Source organism: Streptococcus sp. 20925_1_24 (genome assembly GCF_041432335.1).
GTDB classification, from domain to species: domain Bacteria; phylum Bacillota; class Bacilli; order Lactobacillales; family Streptococcaceae; genus Streptococcus; species Streptococcus mitis_BM.
This window is the reverse complement of sequence record NZ_JAPVZM010000004.1, coordinates 42,527-62,112: the sequence shown is the minus strand read 5'-3', so window position 1 is coordinate 62,112 and position 19,586 is coordinate 42,527. Positions and strand designations below refer to the sequence as shown.

The 19,586-nt window shown below is 40.9% G+C and carries 17 protein-coding genes and 1 other RNA gene; 16 read left to right on the top strand and 2 right to left on the bottom strand.

Features of this window, described 5'->3' with window-relative positions:
* The first annotated feature begins 6 nt into the window (after nt 1-6).
* The 4 genes from rfbB to O3650_RS03225 all read left to right on the top strand — a co-directional run bounded on the left by rfbB (nt 7) and on the right by O3650_RS03225 (nt 5,320).
* On the top strand, nt 7-1,056 hold the full coding sequence (rfbB, locus tag O3650_RS03240) for a dTDP-glucose 4,6-dehydratase (protein ID WP_261083397.1): 1,050 nt from the start codon (nt 7-9) through the stop codon (nt 1,054-1,056).
* Between the two features lie 65 nt (nt 1,057-1,121).
* Nucleotides 1,122-1,973 (top strand): dTDP-4-dehydrorhamnose reductase, encoded by an 852-nt coding sequence (gene rfbD / locus O3650_RS03235; RefSeq protein ID WP_261083395.1) that lies wholly within the window; start codon nt 1,122-1,124, stop codon nt 1,971-1,973.
* Between the two features lie 63 nt (nt 1,974-2,036).
* A complete protein-coding gene (glf, locus tag O3650_RS03230; RefSeq protein WP_060805240.1) occupies nt 2,037-3,140 on the top strand; it encodes a UDP-galactopyranose mutase in 1,104 nt (367 codons plus the stop codon).
* A gap of 200 nt (nt 3,141-3,340) precedes the next feature.
* The gene (locus O3650_RS03225; protein WP_261074627.1) at nt 3,341-5,320 is read left to right on the top strand and encodes a peptide ABC transporter substrate-binding protein; all 1,980 of its coding nucleotides are present in this window, start codon (nt 3,341-3,343) and stop codon (nt 5,318-5,320) included.
* Nucleotides 5,321-5,524: 204 nt separating this feature from the next.
* Here O3650_RS03225 and pbp1a read toward each other — a convergent pair whose 3' ends face one another.
* Both pbp1a and recU read right to left on the bottom strand, forming a co-directional pair.
* Entirely contained in the window at nt 5,525-7,690 is a 2,166-nt protein-coding gene (gene pbp1a, locus O3650_RS03220; RefSeq protein ID WP_261083394.1) for a penicillin-binding protein PBP1A, read from the bottom strand.
* Complete coding sequence (gene recU / locus O3650_RS03215; RefSeq protein ID WP_101781610.1) at nt 7,683-8,282, bottom strand: Holliday junction resolvase RecU; 600 nt, start codon at nt 8,280-8,282, stop codon at nt 7,683-7,685. Before recU ends, pbp1a begins: the two co-directional genes overlap by 8 nt.
* 66 nt (nt 8,283-8,348) lie before the next feature.
* Between recU and O3650_RS03210 the strand changes: the two genes are divergently transcribed.
* From O3650_RS03210 to fni, 12 genes are all read left to right on the top strand, one after another.
* A complete protein-coding gene (locus tag O3650_RS03210) occupies nt 8,349-8,876 on the top strand; it encodes a DUF1273 domain-containing protein (RefSeq protein ID WP_261083392.1) in 528 nt (175 codons plus the stop codon).
* Nucleotides 8,877-8,945: 69 nt separating this feature from the next.
* Nucleotides 8,946-9,275 (top strand): cell division regulator GpsB, encoded by a 330-nt coding sequence (gene gpsB, locus O3650_RS03205; protein ID WP_049533777.1) that lies wholly within the window; start codon nt 8,946-8,948, stop codon nt 9,273-9,275.
* Between the two features lie 20 nt (nt 9,276-9,295).
* An RNA gene (gene rnpB, locus O3650_RS03200) (RNase P RNA component class B) lies at nt 9,296-9,676 on the top strand.
* A gap of 84 nt (nt 9,677-9,760) precedes the next feature.
* Nucleotides 9,761-10,918 (top strand): class I SAM-dependent RNA methyltransferase, encoded by a 1,158-nt coding sequence (locus O3650_RS03195; protein WP_060805235.1) that lies wholly within the window; start codon nt 9,761-9,763, stop codon nt 10,916-10,918.
* Nucleotides 10,919-10,930: 12 nt separating this feature from the next.
* The gene (locus tag O3650_RS03190; protein WP_203176631.1) at nt 10,931-12,334 is read left to right on the top strand and encodes a cell division site-positioning protein MapZ family protein; all 1,404 of its coding nucleotides are present in this window, start codon (nt 10,931-10,933) and stop codon (nt 12,332-12,334) included.
* A 75-nt stretch (nt 12,335-12,409) separates the two neighbouring features.
* Nucleotides 12,410-13,834, top strand: a complete 1,425-nt coding sequence (gene gndA / locus O3650_RS03185) for an NADP-dependent phosphogluconate dehydrogenase (protein ID WP_000158785.1) — start codon at nt 12,410-12,412, stop codon at nt 13,832-13,834.
* An 11-nt stretch (nt 13,835-13,845) separates the two neighbouring features.
* On the top strand, nt 13,846-14,535 hold the full coding sequence (locus O3650_RS03180; RefSeq protein ID WP_203176633.1) for a response regulator transcription factor: 690 nt from the start codon (nt 13,846-13,848) through the stop codon (nt 14,533-14,535).
* A gap of 99 nt (nt 14,536-14,634) precedes the next feature.
* Nucleotides 14,635-15,639, top strand: coding sequence for a choline-binding protein CbpF (cbpF, locus tag O3650_RS03175; protein WP_371491588.1), 1,005 nt, complete (start codon nt 14,635-14,637; stop codon nt 15,637-15,639).
* A 123-nt stretch (nt 15,640-15,762) separates the two neighbouring features.
* Nucleotides 15,763-16,641: a mevalonate kinase gene (gene mvk / locus O3650_RS03170; protein WP_371491587.1), complete on the top strand. Its 879-nt coding sequence runs from the start codon at nt 15,763-15,765 to the stop codon at nt 16,639-16,641.
* Nucleotides 16,623-17,576 (top strand): diphosphomevalonate decarboxylase, encoded by a 954-nt coding sequence (gene mvaD, locus O3650_RS03165; RefSeq protein ID WP_371491585.1) that lies wholly within the window; start codon nt 16,623-16,625, stop codon nt 17,574-17,576. Before mvk ends, mvaD begins: the two co-directional genes overlap by 19 nt.
* Nucleotides 17,563-18,570: a phosphomevalonate kinase gene (locus O3650_RS03160; protein WP_371491583.1), complete on the top strand. Its 1,008-nt coding sequence runs from the start codon at nt 17,563-17,565 to the stop codon at nt 18,568-18,570. Before mvaD ends, O3650_RS03160 begins: the two co-directional genes overlap by 14 nt.
* Nucleotides 18,554-19,564 (top strand): type 2 isopentenyl-diphosphate Delta-isomerase, encoded by a 1,011-nt coding sequence (gene fni / locus O3650_RS03155; RefSeq protein ID WP_261074635.1) that lies wholly within the window; start codon nt 18,554-18,556, stop codon nt 19,562-19,564. The genes O3650_RS03160 and fni overlap by 17 nt, the downstream gene beginning before the upstream one ends.
* Nucleotides 19,565-19,586 lie beyond the last annotated feature (22 nt).

Sequence of the window (19,586 nt, the reverse complement as noted above, 5' to 3'; positions counted from 1 at the left end):
AAGAATATGACTGAATACAAAAATATTATCGTGACAGGTGGAGCTGGTTTTATCGGTTCTAACTTTGTCCACTATGTTTACGAGAACTTTCCAGATGTTCACGTAACAGTATTAGACAAGTTGACTTATGCTGGGAACCGTTCTAATATTGAGGAAATTTTGGGTGATCGTGTTGAGTTAGTTGTTGGTGACATTGCGGATGCAGAGTTGGTAGACAAGTTGGTTGCTCAAGCAGATGCTATCGTTCATTATGCGGCGGAAAGCCACAATGATAATTCACTCAATGATCCATCACCATTTATCCATACAAATTTCATCGGAACCTATACTCTGTTAGAAGCAGCACGTAAATACGATCTTCGTTTCCACCATGTATCTACAGACGAGGTTTATGGTGATCTCCCTCTACGCAAGGATTTGCCAGGTCATGGTGAAGGACCAGGTGAGAAATTTACTGCTGATACCAAATACAATCCCAGCTCTCCTTACTCATCAACCAAGGCTGCCTCAGACTTGATTGTCAAAGCCTGGGTGCGTTCTTTTGGAGTCAAGGCAACTATTTCCAACTGTTCAAACAACTACGGTCCTTATCAACACATCGAAAAATTCATTCCACGTCAGATTACTAACATCCTAAGTGGAATTAAGCCAAAACTTTACGGTGAAGGTAAGAATGTTCGTGACTGGATTCATACCAATGACCATTCTTCAGGAGTTTGGACAATCTTGACAAAAGGTCAAATCGGTGAAACCTACTTGATTGGGGCTGATGGTGAGAAGAATAACAAGGAAGTTTTGGAACTTATCCTTAAGGAAATGGGGCAAGCTGCGGATGCTTATGACCATGTGACTGACCGTGCAGGACATGACCTTCGCTATGCGATTGATGCAAGCAAACTCCGTGATGAGTTGGGCTGGAAACCAGAATTCATCAACTTTGAAGCTGGGCTCAAGGAAACAATCAAGTGGTATACGGATAACCAAGAATGGTGGAAAGCAGAGAAAGAGGCTGTTGAAGCCAATTATGCTAAGACTCAGGAGATTATTAAATTATAAAAAGCAGGAAATCGTTACTTTTTATTGCTATATTGGGAAGAGTTGCAAATTAGAAAGGTATAGATATGATTTTAATTACAGGAGCAAATGGTCAATTAGGAACTGAACTTCGTTATTTATTGGATGAGCGTAATGAAGAATACGTAGCAGTAGATGTGGCTGAGATGGACATTACCAATGAAGAAATGGTTGAGAAAGTTTTTGAAGAAGTTAAACCGACTTTAGTATACCACTGTGCTGCCTACACCGCTGTTGATGCAGCAGAGGATGAAGGGAAAGAATTGGACTATGCCATCAATGTTACGGGGACAGAAAATGTCGCAAAAGCATCTGAAAAGCATGGTGCAACTCTAGTTTATATTTCCACTGACTATGTTTTTGACGGTAAGAAACCAGTTGGAGAAGAGTGGGAAGTAGATGACCGACCAGACCCACAGACAGAATATGGACGCACTAAGCGTATGGGAGAAGAGTTAGTTGAGAAGCATGTGTCTAATTTCTATATTATCCGTACTGCCTGGGTATTTGGAAATTATGGCAAAAATTTCGTTTTTACCATGCAAAATCTTGCGAAAAATCATAAGACTTTAACAGTTGTAAATGACCAGCACGGTCGTCCGACTTGGACTCGTACCTTGGCTGAGTTCATGACCTACCTGGCTGAAAACCGCAAGGAATTTGGTTATTATCATTTGTCAAACGATGCTACAGAAGACACAACTTGGTATGATTTTGCAGTTGAAATTTTGAAAGATACAGATGTGGAAATCAAGCCAGTAGATTCAAGCCAATTTCCAGCAAAAGCTAAACGTCCGCTAAACTCAACAATGAGCCTTTCTAAAGCTAAAGCTACTGGATTTGTCATTCCAACCTGGCAAGATGCCTTGAAAGAATTTTACAAACAAGAAGTAAGATAAGCAATAGAATGATTTTTCTAGTCTAATAAAAGAGGCAGATAATAAACTCCAAAGGAACTTAAGATGTACGATTATCTTGTTGTTGGTGCTGGTCTTTTTGGTGCAGTTTTTGCCCATGAAGCAGCCTTAAAAGGAAAAAAAGTAAAAGTCATTGAGAAACGAAATCATATCGCGGGTAATATCTATACTCGTGAAGAGGAAGGAATTCAAGTTCATCAGTATGGTGCTCATATATTCCATACTTCGGATAAGGAAATCTGGGATTATGTAAATCAGTTTGCAGAGTTTAACCGTTACACAAACTCCCCAGTTGCAAATTATAAGGGAGAGATTTATAACCTTCCTTTCAATATGAATACCTTTAATAAACTTTGGGGAGTTGTAACGCCAGCAGAAGCGCAAGCTAAGATTGAGGAGCAACGTGCTGTTTTAAATGGCAAAACTCCTGAAAATCTGGAAGAACAGGCTATATCTCTAGTAGGTACAGACATCTATGAAAAATTGATTAAGGACTATACAGAGAAACAGTGGGGCAAGCCAACTACGGAACTTCCAGCTTTTATCATTCGCCGTTTGCCCGTACGTTTGACCTATGATAACAACTATTTTAACGATACCTATCAAGGGATTCCAATAGGTGGCTACACTCAAATAGTTGAAAAAATGTTGGATCATGAAAATATTGATGTTGAAATAAATGTTGATTTCTTTGCGAATAAAGAGCAATATATGAAGGACTTCCCTAAGATTGTCTTTACCGGTATGATTGATGAATTCTTCGATTATAAGTTGGGTGAACTAGAGTATCGTAGTCTTCGTTTTGAAAATGAGACCCTGGATATGGAAAATTACCAAGGAAATGCAGTTGTCAACTATACTGATGCTGATACCCCATATACTCGCATTATTGAACACAAACATTTTGAGTTTGGGAGTCAAGCAAAGACTATCATTACTAAAGAACATTCCAAAACATGGGAAAAAGGTGATGAGCCTTATTATCCAGTTAATAATGATCGTAATAATCATTTGTATAAATCGTATAAAAAATTGGCTGATGAGCAAGGGAATGTTATCTTTGGTGGTCGTTTAGGACACTATCGTTATTACGATATGCACCAAGTAATTGGAGCAGCTTTACAGTGTGTAAGAAATGAGTTAGATTAAATAAGTAAAATTGATCACCAGTTCTCATTTATAAAAGTATTAAAAATTCCTTGACTATGTGATGTAGTTGAGGGATTTTTGATAATATTCATATTTTTGCAAAGTTTTTGTTTAAAAAATAATTTTCTAAAATTCAGAAAATTATATTGACAGGACTTGAAAAAGGGTCTATAATGAATAAAAAAACAAAGGAGAAGACTATGAAAACAAGAAAAGTATTGGCTCTTGCGGGAGTGACTTTATTAGCAGCGGGTGTTTTAGCTGCTTGTTCAGGGGGCTCAGGCGCTAAAGGTGAACAGACCTTTGCATTTACCTACGAGACAGACCCAGATAATCTCAACTACTTAACAACCAGTAAGGCAGCTACTTCAAACATTACTAGTAATGTGATTGATGGATTGCTTGAAAATGACCGTTATGGGAATCTTGTTCCCTCTATGGCAGAAGACTGGTCAGTTTCTAAGGATGGCTTGACTTATACTTATAAGATTCGTCAGGATGCCAAGTGGTATACTGCAGAAGGTGAAGAGTATGCTCCTGTTAAGGCACAGGACTTTGTGACAGGTCTTAAATATGCAACAGATAAGAAATCACAAGCCCTTTACTTGGTACAAGATTCAATCAAAGGTCTAGATGCCTATGCAAAAGGTGAGACCACAGACTTTGCTCAAGTCGGGATTAAAGCCCTTGACGATCAAACAGTCCAATACACCTTGAACAAACCTGAAACTTTTTGGAATTCTAAAACAACTATGGGTGTACTTGCGCCAGTCAATGAAGAGTTTTTGAACTCAAAAGGGGATGATTTTGCCAAAGCTACGGATCCAAGCAGTATCTTGTATAATGGTCCTTATTTGTTAAAATCTCTTGTGGCTAAATCTTCCGTTGAATTTGCGAAAAATCCTAACTACTGGGATAAGGACAATGTTCATGTTGACAAGATTAAATTGTCATTCTGGGATGGTCAAGATACCAGCAAACCAGCAGAAAACTTTAAGGATGGAAGCTTTACAGCAGCTCGTCTCTATCCAACAAGTGCAAGTTTCGCAGAGCTTGAGAAGAGTATGAAAGACAATATTGTCTATACTCAACAAGACTCGACTACGTATCTAGTGGGAACAAATATTGATCGTCAGTCCTATAAATATACTTCTAAGACTAGCGACGAACAAAAGACATCTACTAAAAAGGCTCTCTTAAACAAGGATTTCCGTCAGGCTATTGCCTTTGGTTTTGATCGTACAGCATATGCTTCACAAGTGAACGGTGCCAGTGGTGCAAGCAAAATCTTGCGTAATCTCTTTGTGCCACCAACATTTGTTCAAGCAGATGGGAAAAACTTTGGCGATATGGTCAAAGAAAAATTAGTAACCTATGGGGATGAATGGAAGGATGTTAATCTGGCTGATGCACAAGATGGTCTCTACAATCCAGAAAAAGCCAAGGCCGAATTTGCCAAGGCTAAGTCAGCTTTACAGGCAGAAGGCGTGACCTTCCCAATTCATTTGGATATGCCAGTTGACCAGACAGCAACTACAAAAGTTCAACGTGTTCAATCTTTCAAACAATCGGTTGAAGAAACCTTGGGTACAGATAATGTCGTAATTGATATTCAACAACTACAAAAAGATGAAGTCTTGAATATTACCTACTTTGCTGAAACAGCAGCTGGGGAAGATTGGGATATTTCAGATAATGTTGGTTGGTCTCCAGACTTTGCGGATCCATCAACTTATCTCGATATTATCAAACCATCAGTTGGTGAAAACACTAAAACCTACCTTGGCTTCGATTCTGGTACAGATAATGCTGCAGCTAAAACTGTAGGTCTAAACGACTATGAGAAATTAGTAACTGAAGCTGGAAATGAGACAACAGATGTAGCAAAACGATATGATAAATATGCTACAGCCCAAGCTTGGTTGACAGATAGTGCCTTGATTATCCCAACAACAACACTTACTGGTCGCCCAATCTTGTCTAAGATGGTACCATTTACGATGCCGTTTGCCTTCTCTGGTAACAAGGGGACAAGTGATCCACTCCTATACAAATACTTGGAACTTCAAGATAAGGCAGTCACTGTAGATGAATACCAAAAAGCTCAAGATAAATGGATGAAAGAAAAAGAAGAATCCAATAAAAAAGCGCAAGAAGAACTTGCCAAACATGTCAAATAAAGGTAAGGGAGTTGGTTTGTAGCCGACTCTTTTATACTCTTCGAAAATCTCTTCAAACCACATCAGCTTCCATCTGCAACCTCAAAACACTGTTTTGAGCAACCTGCGGCTAGTTTCCTAGTTTGCTCTTTGATTTTCGTTGAGTATTAGCTATCTTGTAGTAAAAAAATCCTGAGAATTTCTAACTCTCAGGATTTTTCGTATTTACTGTTGTGGTTGTTGAAATTGAGGGGCCTGTGGTTGTTGTTGGATTTGTTGGCCAGGCTGTCCCTGATTTGGATTCGTTGGAGCAGGATTATTTGATTGTTGACCAGGAGTAGGTGTTACTTGTGTACTTGTATTTTCATTTGTGGTAGAGGGATTCTCTACTTCTGATTGTGTTTGTTGTGTGTCAGGAGTATTTAATGTATTTCTGGCTCCATTTTGGAATACGAACTGGCCACTTCGGTATAGTCCTTCAGGCATTGTCCAATCTCCAGGATGGTTATTTTGAGCAAGGTAGCTCATCATAGCGCGATAGACTCTAGCAGCAACTGTGAGACCGTCGCCTAGAATAGGAGTGAGACGATTGCTATAGCCTGTCCAAACGGCCATTGAATACTTACGAGTATAACCGACAAACAGTTCATCTGGTGCTACAAGTTGATTCGACTTGATATGATTTTCGATTTCTTCATCTGTATAGTTAGAAGTACCTGTTTTACCTGCTTGAGGAATTCCAGGCAGATAGGCGTTGTAACCTGTTCCAGATGTCAAGACTGTTTTCATCATTTCTGTCATCATGTAGGCAGTAGACTCTTTCATAGCTCTTGTACCAACGTCAGAAAATTCTTTTTCACTACCATCACTAAAGACAATCTTATTGATGTACATTGGTTTATGGTAGATACCGCCATTAGCGAATGCAGCGTAAGCCGCAGCCATTTTTTCACTGCTTGCCCCGTATTGTTTACTAGATTCAGTTGTATTACTTGAAATAGCATTTGAATAGTGTATTACAGGATAGTCGATTCCTAAACCATTTAGGAAGTTTTTGGCTCTGTCTAAACCAACCTTGTTTAGTGTTTCAACGGCAGGTACGTTACGAGATTGTTGAAGGGCATATTGCAGAGTAATATTACCAAAATATGCTCGATCCCAGTTGTAGACAGGGGTACTTGTTCCAGGATAGTTATAAGGAATATCGTGGACAGTAGTTGCAGTTGAATCGTATACACCGTATTCTAAGGCTGGGGCATAATCAGTGATTGGTTTCATGGTTGATCCCCAGTCACGGTTGGTTTCCACAGCTTGGTTGGTACCAAATGAAACGTTACTTGCTTGGTGACGTGCTCCAAGTTGAGCGATGACTTTACCATTGGAAGTATCTACGATAGTTGAGGCTACTTGAAGGTCATCATCTGGATAAGAGACATACTCATCTGTATTGTAAATATCCCAAAGTCGTTGTTGAATTCCCTTGTCTACATTTGTGTAGACTTCCATCCCAGTAGTAAGAAGATTATATCCAGTTTCGTGCTCTACTTGTTCAATAACCTCTTTTAGATAGTTATCCATATATGCTGGATAAGTAGCAGCCGATTTAAGACTTTGTAAACCATCAGTGATAGGTGTGTTGACGGCTTTTTCATATTGCTCAGCACTAATGTAATCTTGCCCTCTCATTTCTGAAAGAACTAAATTACGACGGTCTAGTGCTGCTTCCGGATGAGAGTAAGGATCGTATTGGTTAGGTGCCTGAGGCATACCTGCTAGCAAAGCTAATTGAGGTAAAGATAAATCCTTTAGATCTTTTCCATAGTAATTTTGGGCTGCTGTCTGCATTCCATAATTACCATTTGACATATAGACCTTATTGATGTAGTAGGTAAGAATTTCCTGTTTGGTAGCTTTTTGTTCCAATTGGATAGCTAGCCAAGCCTCTTGTGCTTTTCGGGAGATGTTTTGATCCGAAGTTGATGTTGAGAAATAGGTCAACTTAATCAACTGCTGGGTTAGGGTTGATCCCCCCTGTAAAGAATTACTTTGTAAGTTACGTAAGAATGCCCCCATAATCCGAATCGTATCGATCCCTCTGTGGTCAAAGAAGCGATGGTCTTCGATAGACACGATAGCTTTGACTAAATCAGTAGGAATTTCGTTAGCTTGAGCGTTTACTCGGCGTTCAGAGCCCAGATCGGCAATGAGTTCGTTATTATTGTCATAAATCTTGCTAGAAGTTGTTGCAACTAATTTACTATCTGATAGGGCTGGAGCTTTGCTCACAAAATAGAGGAAAACACCCCCGCCCAATAGAAATAATGCGATAAAGAGAGTTAGGAAAAAGATTCCAGTATACTTTAATATTCGCATAAGAATGTATTTATTCATCTTGTTTACCACCTAGTAAATGTTCTTTGATAACATCGAGATAGGGAATTTGTGGGAATGCCCCTAGTTTTATCTGGTAACCGTATTCTCGTATGTATCCAAGTGGCATTGATTTTTGTCCCTTATCTTGATGATAGAAGCGAATTAAATCGAATGCCGGCAATAAGTAGGTTTCTTGCTGAGAAGAAAAGTGAAGAAGGACAAAGCAGATTCCTTGTTGGGCAAGGACTTGTTCCATATGCTGAATCTGATGTGGATGGAAATTTTTCATCGGAATCGCACGTTTTTGTTTTGTTTCCTTAGCTTCAAAGTCGATGTAATATCCCTTATAAACGCCAGAATAGTCTGTCGTTGAAGCTTGTCGAAAATAGGCTTCAACAATCTTGGCACGACTTCGTTGTGGATAGTCCACTCGTACGATTTGAATAGGAGTTGGTTTCTTGTGTATAACTGCCAATCCCTGAGACAAATAGTAGTCGTTGGTAGCATTGATCATCTTTTCAAAAGACATTCCTCGATTTGCGAAATTTTTGGGTTGAGAAAGAGATGTTTGTCTTTTTGGTGATGAAATTTTATGAGGATAGTTGACCATAATTCTCCTTATTGGTACAATAACATCACTCTATTATATCATAAATTTGCACAGGAAGGGTTAAAAATGACTACAGCTTTGGTTTTAGGCTATTCTACTTTTGATTTGGGTTTGTTTTCTGACAAGGATCCTCGTCTTAAATTGATTAAAAAAGCGATACGTAAAGATTTAGAAGCTATGGCAGCAGATGGGGTGACTTGGCTTGTATTTACAGGGACTTTGGGCTTTGAATATTGGGTTTTAGAGGTTGCTCAGGAAATGAAGACAGAGTACGGTTTCCAGTTGGCCACCATTTTTGATTTTGAAACCCATGGGGAAAATTGGAATGAAGGCAATCAGATGAAACTGAGTCGTTTTAAGCAGGTAGACTTTGTCAAATATGCCTATCCTCGCTATGAACACAAGTGGCAGTTAAGAGACTACCAGCAGTTTTTACTGGAAAACACGAATAGTTCCTATCTTTTTTATGATGAAGAAAATGAAACGAAATTAGCTTATTTTTACCAAAAGATGAAAAACCAAGAGGACTATTTTATAAAGAGATTAACATTTGATCAATTAAATGAACTTGCTGAAAATTTTTCCGAAAATTGAAGCTTTGACCTTGATTTTTGTTTGGCTTTTTTTATATAATAATACTAGCAAGCGAGAATGGAGAGAGACATGGCAAGTATTATTTTTTCAGCGAAAGATATTTTTGAACAAGAGTTTGGGCGTGAAGTCCGAGGGTATAGCAAGGTAGAAGTTGATGAGTTTTTAGACGATGTCATTAAGGATTATGAAACCTATGCTGCCTTGGTCAAGTCACTTCGTCAGGAAATTGCGGATTTGAAGGAAGAACTGGCTCGTAAACCGAAACCTTCACCAGTTCAAGCAGAGCCTATGGAAGCGGCAACTACAAGTTCTATGACGAATTTTGATATTTTGAAACGTCTGAATAGATTGGAAAAAGAAGTTTTTGGTAAACAAATTTTAGATAACTCAGATTTCTAAGTAGTTATTTGAGATGTGCAATTTTTGGATAATCGCGTGAGGAGAGTTGCTTCTCATGAGGAAAGTCCATGCTAGCACAGGCTGTGATGCCTGTAGTGTTTGTGCTAGGCGAAACCATAAGCCTAGGGACGAGAAATCGTTACGGCAGTTGAAATGGCTAAGTCCTTGGATAGGTCAGAGTAGGCTTGAAAGTGCCACAGTGACGGAGTCTTTCTGGAAACGGAGAGAGTGGAACGCGGTAAACCCCTCAAGCTAGCAACCCAAATTTTGGTCGGGGCATGGAGTACGCGGAAACGAACGTAGTATTCTGACTGCTATCAGCTAGAGCTGTTAGTGGTAGACAGATGATTATCGAAGGAAGTGGTCCTAGTCACTTCTGGAACAAAACATGGCTTATAGAAAATTGCATATAGGTTGGGGCTGAGAAATTTTCTCAACCTCATTTTTTAAAGTGGACATATAGAAAGGTCTTGCAAGACTGTAACATGAAAAAAGAATTTAATTTAATTGCAACTGTGGCAGCAGGTCTTGAAGCTGTTGTGGGACGAGAAGTGCGAGAGTTGGGCTACGATTGTCAGGTTGAAAATGGACGTGTTCGTTTTCAAGGAGACGTCAGAGCTATTATCGAAACCAACCTCTGGCTTCGAGCAGCAGATCGTATCAAGATCATCGTAGGAACTTTCCCAGCTAAGACTTTTGAAGAACTGTTTCAGGGAGTTTTTGCTTTAGATTGGGAAAATTATTTACCACTCGGAGCTCGGTTCCCGATTTCCAAGGCCAAATGTGTTAAATCTAAACTTCACAATGAGCCGAGTGTTCAGGCTATTTCTAAGAAAGCTGTTGTTAAGAAATTGCAGAAACACTATGCTCGCCCAGAAGGTGTCCCTCTGATGGAGAATGGCCCAGAGTTTAAGATTGAGGTCTCTATTCTCAAAGATGTGGCAACTGTCATGATTGATACGACCGGGTCTAGCCTCTTTAAACGTGGTTATCGTACGGAAAAGGGTGGCGCTCCTATCAAGGAAAACATGGCGGCAGCTATTTTACAACTTTCTAACTGGTATCCAGACAAGCCTTTGATTGATCCGACCTGTGGTTCGGGGACTTTCTGTATTGAGGCAGTCATGATTGCTCGAAAGATGGCACCAGGACTTCGTCGCTCTTTTGCTTTTGAAGAATGGAACTGGATTAGCGATCGCTTGATTCAAGAAGTGCGCACAGAGGCGGCTAAAAAAGTGGACCGTGAGCTGGAACTGGATATTATGGGCTGTGATATTGATGCTCGCATGGTGGAAATTGCTAAAGCTAATGCTCAGGCAGCTGGTGTTGCAGGAGACATTACTTTTAAGCAGATGCGCGTTCAGGATTTACGTTCTGATAAAATCAATGGCGTGATTATCTCAAATCCGCCTTATGGAGAACGTTTATCAGATGATGCAGGGGTGACCAAGCTCTATGCTGAGATGGGGCAAGTATTTACACCACTGAAAACTTGGAGTAAGTTTATCCTAACTAGTGATGAAGCATTTGAAAGTAAGTATGGTAGTCAGGCGGATAAGAAACGTAAGTTATACAACGGAACCTTGAAAGTGGATCTGTATCAATATTTTGGTCAGCGTGTTAAACGCCAAGAGTTAAAATAGAAAGGAATACCCATGAGTAAGAAAAGACGGAATCGTCATAAAAAAGAAGTCCAAGAACCGCGATTTGATTTTGATGAAGCAAAAGAGCTAACAGTTGGTCAAGCCATTCGTAAAAATGAAGAAGTGGAAGCAGGGGTCTTGCCTGAGGATTCCATTTTGGACAAGTATGTTAAACAACATAAAGATGAAATCGAAGCAGATAAGTTTGCGACTCGTCAATACAAAAAAGAGGAGTTAGTCGAAACTCAGAGTCTGGATGATTTAATTCAAGAGGTGCGTGAGGCTGTAGAGGAGTCAGAAGCTTCTTCGGAGGAAGTTCCATCTTCTGAAGACATCTTACCACCCTTGCCTCTGGACGATGAGGAGCAAGGCTTGGATTCTCTATTGCTAGAGGATGAAAATCCAATAGAAATGACTGAAGAAGTGGAAGAGGAGCAAAACCTTTCTCGTCTGGAACAAGAAGGCTCAGAAAAGAAAAGCAAAAAAGGATTTGTTTTAACCGCTTTGGCGTTTGTATCAGTGATTATCTGTGTCAGTGCTTATTATGTTTACCGTCAAGTGAATCGCTCAACACAGGAAATCCAAACTTCTCAATCATCGTCTAGCGAGCAGAATGTTCAGCCGATTTTAGAAGATTTCAATAGCCAATACGATGCCTTTTATACAGATAGCAATAAAACGGCTTTGAAGAATAGCCAGTTTGATAAACTGAGTCAACTCAAAACCTTGCTTGATAAGCTGGAAGGTAGTCGTGAACATACGCTTGCCAAATCGAAGTATGATAGTCTAGCAACGCAAATCAAGGCCATTCAAGATGTCAATGCTCAATTTGAAAAACCAGCTATTGTGGATGGTGTTTTGGATACCAATGCCAAAGTCAAATCGGATGCTAAATTTACGGATATTAAAACTGGAAATACGGAGCTTGATAAAGTGCTAGATAAGGCTATCAGTCTTGGTAAGAGTCAGCAAACAAGTGTTTCTAGCTCAAGTTCAAGTCAAACTAGCAGTTCAAACTCTAGTCAAACAAGTTCAAATACGATTAGTGAGACAAAACCAAGTAGTTCAAATGAGACTAGAAGTAGTCGCAGTGAAGTCAATATGGGTCTCTCGAGTGCAGGAGTTGCTGTTCAAAGAAGTGCTAGTCGTGTTGCCTATAATCAGTCTGCTATTGATGATAGTAATAACTCTGCCTGGGATTTTGCGGATGGTGTCTTAGAGCAAATTTTAGCAACTTCACGTTCACGTGGCTATATCACTGGTAACCAATACATCCTTGAACGTGTCAATATCGTTAATGGCAATGGTTATTACAACCTCTACAAGCCAGATGGAACCTATCTCTTTACCCTTAACTGTAAGACAGGTTACTTTGTTGGAAATGGTTCTGGACATGCGGATGACTTGGACTACTAAGCAGTCGTTACAAAATTCTTTCTTTTCAAAAGTAAAAATGATAAAATAAAACAAATTAAATAAGAGGAGTGTCAAATGACAAAAGCTAACTTTGGTGTCGTAGGTATGGCCGTAATGGGTCGTAACCTTGCCCTTAATATTGAATCTCGTGGTTACACAGTTGCTATCTACAACCGTAGTAAAGAAAAAACTGAAGATGTAATTGCTTGCCATCCTGAAAAGAACTTTGTACCAAGCTATGACGTTGAAAGTTTTGTAAATTCAATCGAAAAACCTCGTCGTATTATGCTGATGGTTCAAGCTGGACCTGGTACAGATGCTACTATCCAAGCCCTTCTTCCACACCTTGACAAAGGTGATATCTTGATTGACGGCGGAAACACTTTCTACAAAGATACAATTCGTCGTAATGAAGAATTGGCAAACTCAGGTATCAATTTTATCGGTACTGGGGTTTCTGGTGGTGAAAAAGGTGCCCTTGAAGGTCCTTCTATCATGCCTGGTGGACAAAAAGAGGCCTACGAATTGGTTGCGGATGTTCTTGAAGAAATCTCAGCTAAAGCACCAGAAGATGGCAAACCATGTGTGACTTACATCGGTCCTGATGGAGCTGGTCACTATGTGAAAATGGTTCACAACGGTATCGAGTATGGGGATATGCAATTGATCGCAGAAAGCTATGACTTGATGCAACACTTGCTAGGTCTTTCAGCAGAAGATATGGCTGAAATCTTTACTGAGTGGAACAAGGGTGAGTTGGACAGCTACTTAATTGAAATCACAGCTGATATCTTGAGCCGTAAAGACGACGAAGGTCAAGATGGACCAATCGTAGACTACATCCTTGATGCTGCAGGTAACAAGGGGACTGGTAAATGGACTAGCCAATCATCACTTGACCTTGGTGTGCCATTGTCACTAATTACTGAGTCAGTATTTGCACGTTACATCTCTACTTACAAAGAAGAACGTGTGCATGCTAGCAAGGTTCTTCCAAAACCAGCTGACTTCAAATTTGAAGGAGACAAGGCTGAGTTGATCGAAAAGATTCGTCAAGCCCTTTACTTCTCAAAAATCATTTCATACGCACAAGGTTTTGCGCAATTGCGTGTAGCTTCTAAAGAAAACAACTGGAATTTGCCATTTGCAGACATCGCATCTATCTGGCGTGATGGCTGTATCATCCGTTCTCGTTTCTTGCAAAAGATTACAGATGCTTACAACCGTGATGCAGACCTTGCTAACCTTCTTTTGGATGAGTACTTCTTGGATGTTACTGCTAAGTACCAACAAGCAGTGCGTGATATCGTAGCTCTTGCTGTTCAAGCTGGTGTGCCAGTGCCAACTTTCTCAGCAGCTATTACTTACTTTGATAGCTACCGTTCAGCTGACCTTCCGGCTAACTTGATCCAAGCGCAACGTGACTACTTTGGTGCCCACACTTACCAACGTAAAGACAAAGAAGGAACATTCCACTACTCTTGGTATGACGAAAAATAAGTAGGTCTGCCATGGGGAAACGGATTTTATTACTTGAGAAAGAACGAAATCTAGCTCATTTTTTAAGTTTGGAACTCCAAAAAGAGCAATACCGAGTTGATCAGGTTGAGGAGGGGCAAAAAGCCCTCTCCACGGCTCTTCAGACAGACTATGACTTGATTTTATTGAATGCTCGTCTGGGGGATATGACAGCCCAGGATTTTGCAGAGAAGCTGAGTCGGACTAAGCCAGCTTCAGTGATAATGGTCTTGGACCATCGCGAAGAATTGCAAGATCAGATTGAGACAATCCAACGCTTTGCCGTTTCTTACATCTATAAGCCAGTTATTATTGAGAGTCTGGTAGCTCGTATTTCAGCGATTTTCCGAGGTCGGGACTTTATCGACCAACACTGTAGTCAGATGAAGGTTCCAACGTCTTACCGCAATCTGCGTATGGATGTAGAACATCATACCGTTTATCGTGGCGAGGAGATGATTGCTCTGACTCGTCGTGAGTATGACCTTTTGGCTACTCTTATGGGAAGCAAGAAAGTTCTGACTCGTGAGCAGTTGTTGGAAAGTGTCTGGAAGTATGAAAGTGCGACCGAAACCAATATCGTGGATGTCTATATCCGTTATCTACGTAGCAAGCTTGATGTAAAAGGTCAAAAAAGCTACATTAAAACCGTGCGTGGTGTTGGTTACACCATGCAAGAATAGAAAAGCAGTTGCAGTTATGTAACTGCTTTTTTGAGGGGTTTTCTATATATTGACATGCAGTTTGGTCTTTGCTATAATCAGTTATGGAGGATACGTCTAATGAAAATAATAAAAAAATTGATGCAAATCGCATTAGCAGTCTTTTTCTTCGGTTTGCTATCAACAAGTGCAGTATTGGCGGATGATTCTGATTCAGAAGGCTGGCAATTTGTCCAAGAAAATGGTAGAACCTACTACAAGAAGGGTGACATCAAAGAAAAGGCCTGGCGAGTGATTGATGGCAAGACCTATTATTTTGATCATGTATCAGGAGAAATGGTTGTCGGCTGGCAATATATCCCGTTTCCATCTAAAGGTAGTACAATTGGTCCCTATCCTAATGGTATGAGGTTGGAATTTATGCCAATGCCAAGATGGTACTACTTTAACCAAGATGGGGTCCTACAAGAATTTGTTGGCAAGCAAGTTTTAGAAGCAAAAACTGCTACCAATACCAACAAACATCATGGGGAACAATATGATAGCCCAGCAGAGAAACGAGTCTATTATTTTGAAGATCAGCGTAGCTATCACACTTTAAAAACTGGTTGGATTTATGACGAGGGACACTGGTATTATTTACAGAAGGATGGTAATTTCGATGCTCGTATCGACAGTTTAACGGTTGGGGAGCTAGTGCGTGGCTGGACCAATGATAACTCAGCTTGGTACTATCTAGATCCAACAACTGCTGCAATGCAAACTGGCTGGCAATATCTAGGTAATAACTGGTACTACCTCCGTTCATCAGGAGCTATGGCAACTGGTTGGTATCAAGATGGTTCAACTTGGTATTATTTAGATAATAAAAATGGTGATATGAAAACGGGTTGGCAATACCTTGGTAACAAGTGGTACTATCTCCGTTCATCAGGAGCTATGACAACTGGTTGGTATCAAGATGGTTCAACTTGGTACTACCTAAATGCAAGTAATGGCGATATGAAGACAGGTTGGTTCCAGGTCAATGGCAACTGGTACTATGCTTACAGCTCAGGTGCTTTGGCAGTGAATACCACTGTAGATGGCTACTACGTCAACTATAATGGTGAATGGATCCAATAATGAAAGAAGCGATTGTGAATGGAAACAATCGCTTTTTTTGTGAAAATATAATAAAATAGATAGGAGAGAATAAATACTTGTATGAAAAGATGAGACGGTTTTTTCGTCTAGTAAAAGGAAAAAATGACAAAAAAAATTGGTGTCGGTCAGGCACATAGTAAGATTATCTTAATAGGGGAGCATGCGGTCGTTTACGGTTATCCTGCCATTTCCCTGCCTCTTTTGGAGGTGGAGGTAATTTGTAAGGTAGTTCCTGCAGAGAGGTCTTGGCGCCTCTATGAGGAAGATACCTTGTCCATGGCGGTGTATGCTTCACTGGAGTATTTGGAGATCAAAGAAGCCTGCATTCGCTGTGAGATTGACTCGGCTATCCCTGAGAAGCGGGGAATGGGTTCGTCAGCGGCTATCAGCATAGCGGCTATTCGTGCGGTTTTTGACTACTATCAGGCAAATCTGCCTCATGATGTACTAGAAATCTTGGTCAATCGGGCGGAGATGATTGCCCATATGAATCCTAGTGGTTTAGATGCTAAGACATGTCTCAGTGACAAGCCTATTCGCTTTATCAAGAACGTAGGATTTACAGAGCTTGAGATGGAGTTATCCGCCTATTTGGTGATTGCTGATACGGGCGTTTATGGTCATACTCGTGAAGCCATTCAAGTGGTTCAAAGTAAGGGCAAGGATGCCCTACCGTTTTTGCATGCTTTGGGAGAATTGACCCAGCAGGCAGAAGAAGCGATTTCACGAAAAGATGCTGAAGGACTGGGGCAAATCCTCAGTCAAGCGCATTTACATTTAAAAGAAATTGGTGTCAGTAGCCCTGAAGCAGACTCTTTAGTTGAAACGGCTCTTAGCCATGGTGCTCTGGGTGCTAAGATGAGCGGTGGTGGGCTTGGAGGCTGTATCATAGCCTTGGCAGACAATTTAACACACGCACAAGAACTAGCAGAAAGATTAGAAGAGAAAGGAGCTGTTCAGACATGGATAGAGAGCCTGTAACAGTACGTTCCTACGCAAATATTGCTATTATCAAATATTGGGGAAAGAAACAAGAAAAAGAGATGGTACCTGCAACTAGCAGCATCTCTCTGACTTTGGAAAATATGTACACGGAGACGACCTTGTCACCTTTGCCAGACCATGCGACAGCTGATGCCTTTTATATCAATGGTCAGCTACAAAATGAGGCGGAGCATGCTAAGATGAGTAAGATTATTGACCGCTACCGTCCAGAAGGTGAGGGTTTTGTCCGTATTGATACTCAAAACAATATGCCGACTGCAGCGGGCCTGTCCTCAAGTTCTAGTGGTTTGTCCGCCTTGGTCAAGGCTTGCAATGCCTATTTCAAGCTTGGATTGGATAGAAGTCAGTTAGCACAGGAGGCTAAGTTTGCCTCAGGTTCTTCTTCTCGGAGTTTTTATGGACCACTAGGTGCTTGGGATAAGGATAGTGGGGAAATTTACCCTGTAGAGACAGATTTGAAACTAGCTATGATGATGTTGGTGCTAGAGGACAAGAAAAAACCAATTTCTAGTCGTGACGGAATGAAACTCTGTGTGGAAACTTCGACGACTTTTGACGACTGGGTGCGGCAGTCTGAGAAGGATTATCAGGATATGCTGGTTTATCTCAAAGAGAATGACTTTGCCAAGGTTGGGGAGTTAACGGAGAAAAATGCCCTGTCTATGCACGCCACGACCAAAACAGCATCACCAGCCTTTTCTTATCTGACGGATGCCTCTTATGAAGCCATGGACTTTGTCCGTCAGCTTCGCGAGCAAGGAGAATCCTGCTACTTTACTATGGATGCTGGTCCCAATGTCAAGGTCCTCTGTCAGGAGAAAGACTTGGAGCATTTATCAGAAATCTTCGGTCAACGTTATCGCTTGATTGTGTCAAAAACAAAGGATTTGAGCCAAGATGATTGCTGTTAAAACTTGCGGAAAACTCTATTGGGCAGGTGAGTATGCTATTTTAGAACCAGGGCAGTTAGCCTTGATAAAGGCCATTCCCATCTATATGAAGGGTGAGATTGCTTTTTCTGAGACCTACCGTATTTATTCGGATATGTTTGATTTCGCAGTGGATTTGACACCAAATCCTGACTATAGTTTGATTCAAGAAACGATTGCTTTAGTGGAAGATTTTCTCGTTTATCGTGAGCAGACCTTGCGACCTTTTTCTTTGGAAATCAGAGGAAAAATGGAACGAGAAGGGAAAAAGTTTGGTCTAGGCTCTAGCGGTAGTGTCGTTATCTTGGTTGTCAAGGCTCTGCTGGCTCTGTATGATTTTTCGGTTGATCAGGATCTCTTATTCAAGCTGGCCAGTGCTGTCTTGCTCAAGCGAGGAGACAATGGTTCCATGGGAGACCTTGCCTGTATTGTGGCAGAGGATTTGGTTCTCTACCAGTCTTTTGATCGTCAGAAGGTAGCTGCTTGGTTGGAAGAAGAAAACTTGGCGACAGTTTTAGAGCGTGAGTGGGGCTTTTCTATCTCACAAGTGAAACCAACATTAGAATGTGATTTCCTAGTGGGATGGACCAAGGAAGTGGCTGTATCGAGTCACATGGTCCAGCAAATCAAGCAAAATATCAATCAGAATTTTTTAAGTTCTTCAAAAGAAACGGTGGCTGCTTTGGTAGAAGCATTGAAGCAGGGGAATGCAGAAAAAATCATCGAGCAAGTAGAAGTAGCTAGCATGCTCTTGGAAGGCTTGAGCGCAGATATTTACACGCCTTCGCTTAGACAGTTGAAAGAAGCTAGTCAAGATCTGCAAGCTGTTGCTAAGAGTAGCGGTGCTGGTGGTGGTGATTGTGGTATTGCCTTGAGTTTTGATGAGCAATCAACTGAAACCCTAAAAAACCGTTGGGCCGATCTGGGGATTGAGCTCTTATACCAAGAAAGGATAGGACATGACGACAAATCGTAAGGATGAGCACATCCGCTATGCCCTTGAGCAGAAAAGTTCCTATAATAGCTTTGATGAGGTGGAGTTGATTCATTCTTCTTTGCCTCTTTACGATCTGGATGAAATCAATCTGTCGACAGAGTTTGCTGGTCGAAAGTGGGACTTTCCTTTTTATATCAATGCCATGACAGGCGGGAGTGAAAAAGGTAAAGAAATTAATCAAAAATTAGCTCAGGTGGCAGAAGCCTGTGAGATTTTGTTTGTGACGGGATCTTATAGCGCAGCCCTCAAGGATCCTACAGATGACTCTTTTTCTGTCAAGTCTAGTCATCCAAATCTCCTTCTTGGAACCAATATTGGACTGGATAAGCCTGTCGAATTAGGTCTTCAGACTGTGACGGAGATGAATCCTCTTCTTCTACAAGTGCATGTCAATGTTATGCAGGAATTACTCATGCCAGAGGGAGAAAGAATGTTCAGAAGCTGGCAATCGTATCTGGCAGATTATAGCAAGCAAATCCCTGTTCCGATTGTCCTAAAGGAAGTGGGCTTTGGAATGGATGCCAAGACCATTGAAAGAGCCTATGAATTGGGCGTTCGAACCTTTGACCTGTCAGGTCGTGGTGGTACCAGCTTTGCCTATATTGAAAACCGTCGCAGTGGTCAGCGTGATTATCTCAATCAATGGGGCCAGTCCACCATGCAAGCCCTTATCAATGCCCAAGACTGGAAAGACAAGGTCGAACTCTTGGTCAGTGGAGGCGTTCGCAATCCGCTGGATATGATTAAGTGTTTGGTCTTTGGAGCCAAGGCTGTAGGACTGTCTCGAACAGTTCTAGAATTGGTTGAAACCTACACAATTGAAGAAGTGATTGACATTGTTCAAGGATGGAAAGCAGATTTACGCTTGATTATGTGTGCCCTTAATTGTGCCACCATAGCAGAACTGCAAAAAGTAGACTATCTTCTATATGGAAAATTAAAAGAAGCAAAGGATCAGATGAAAAAGGCGTAACCATCGCCTTTTTTCCATCTTC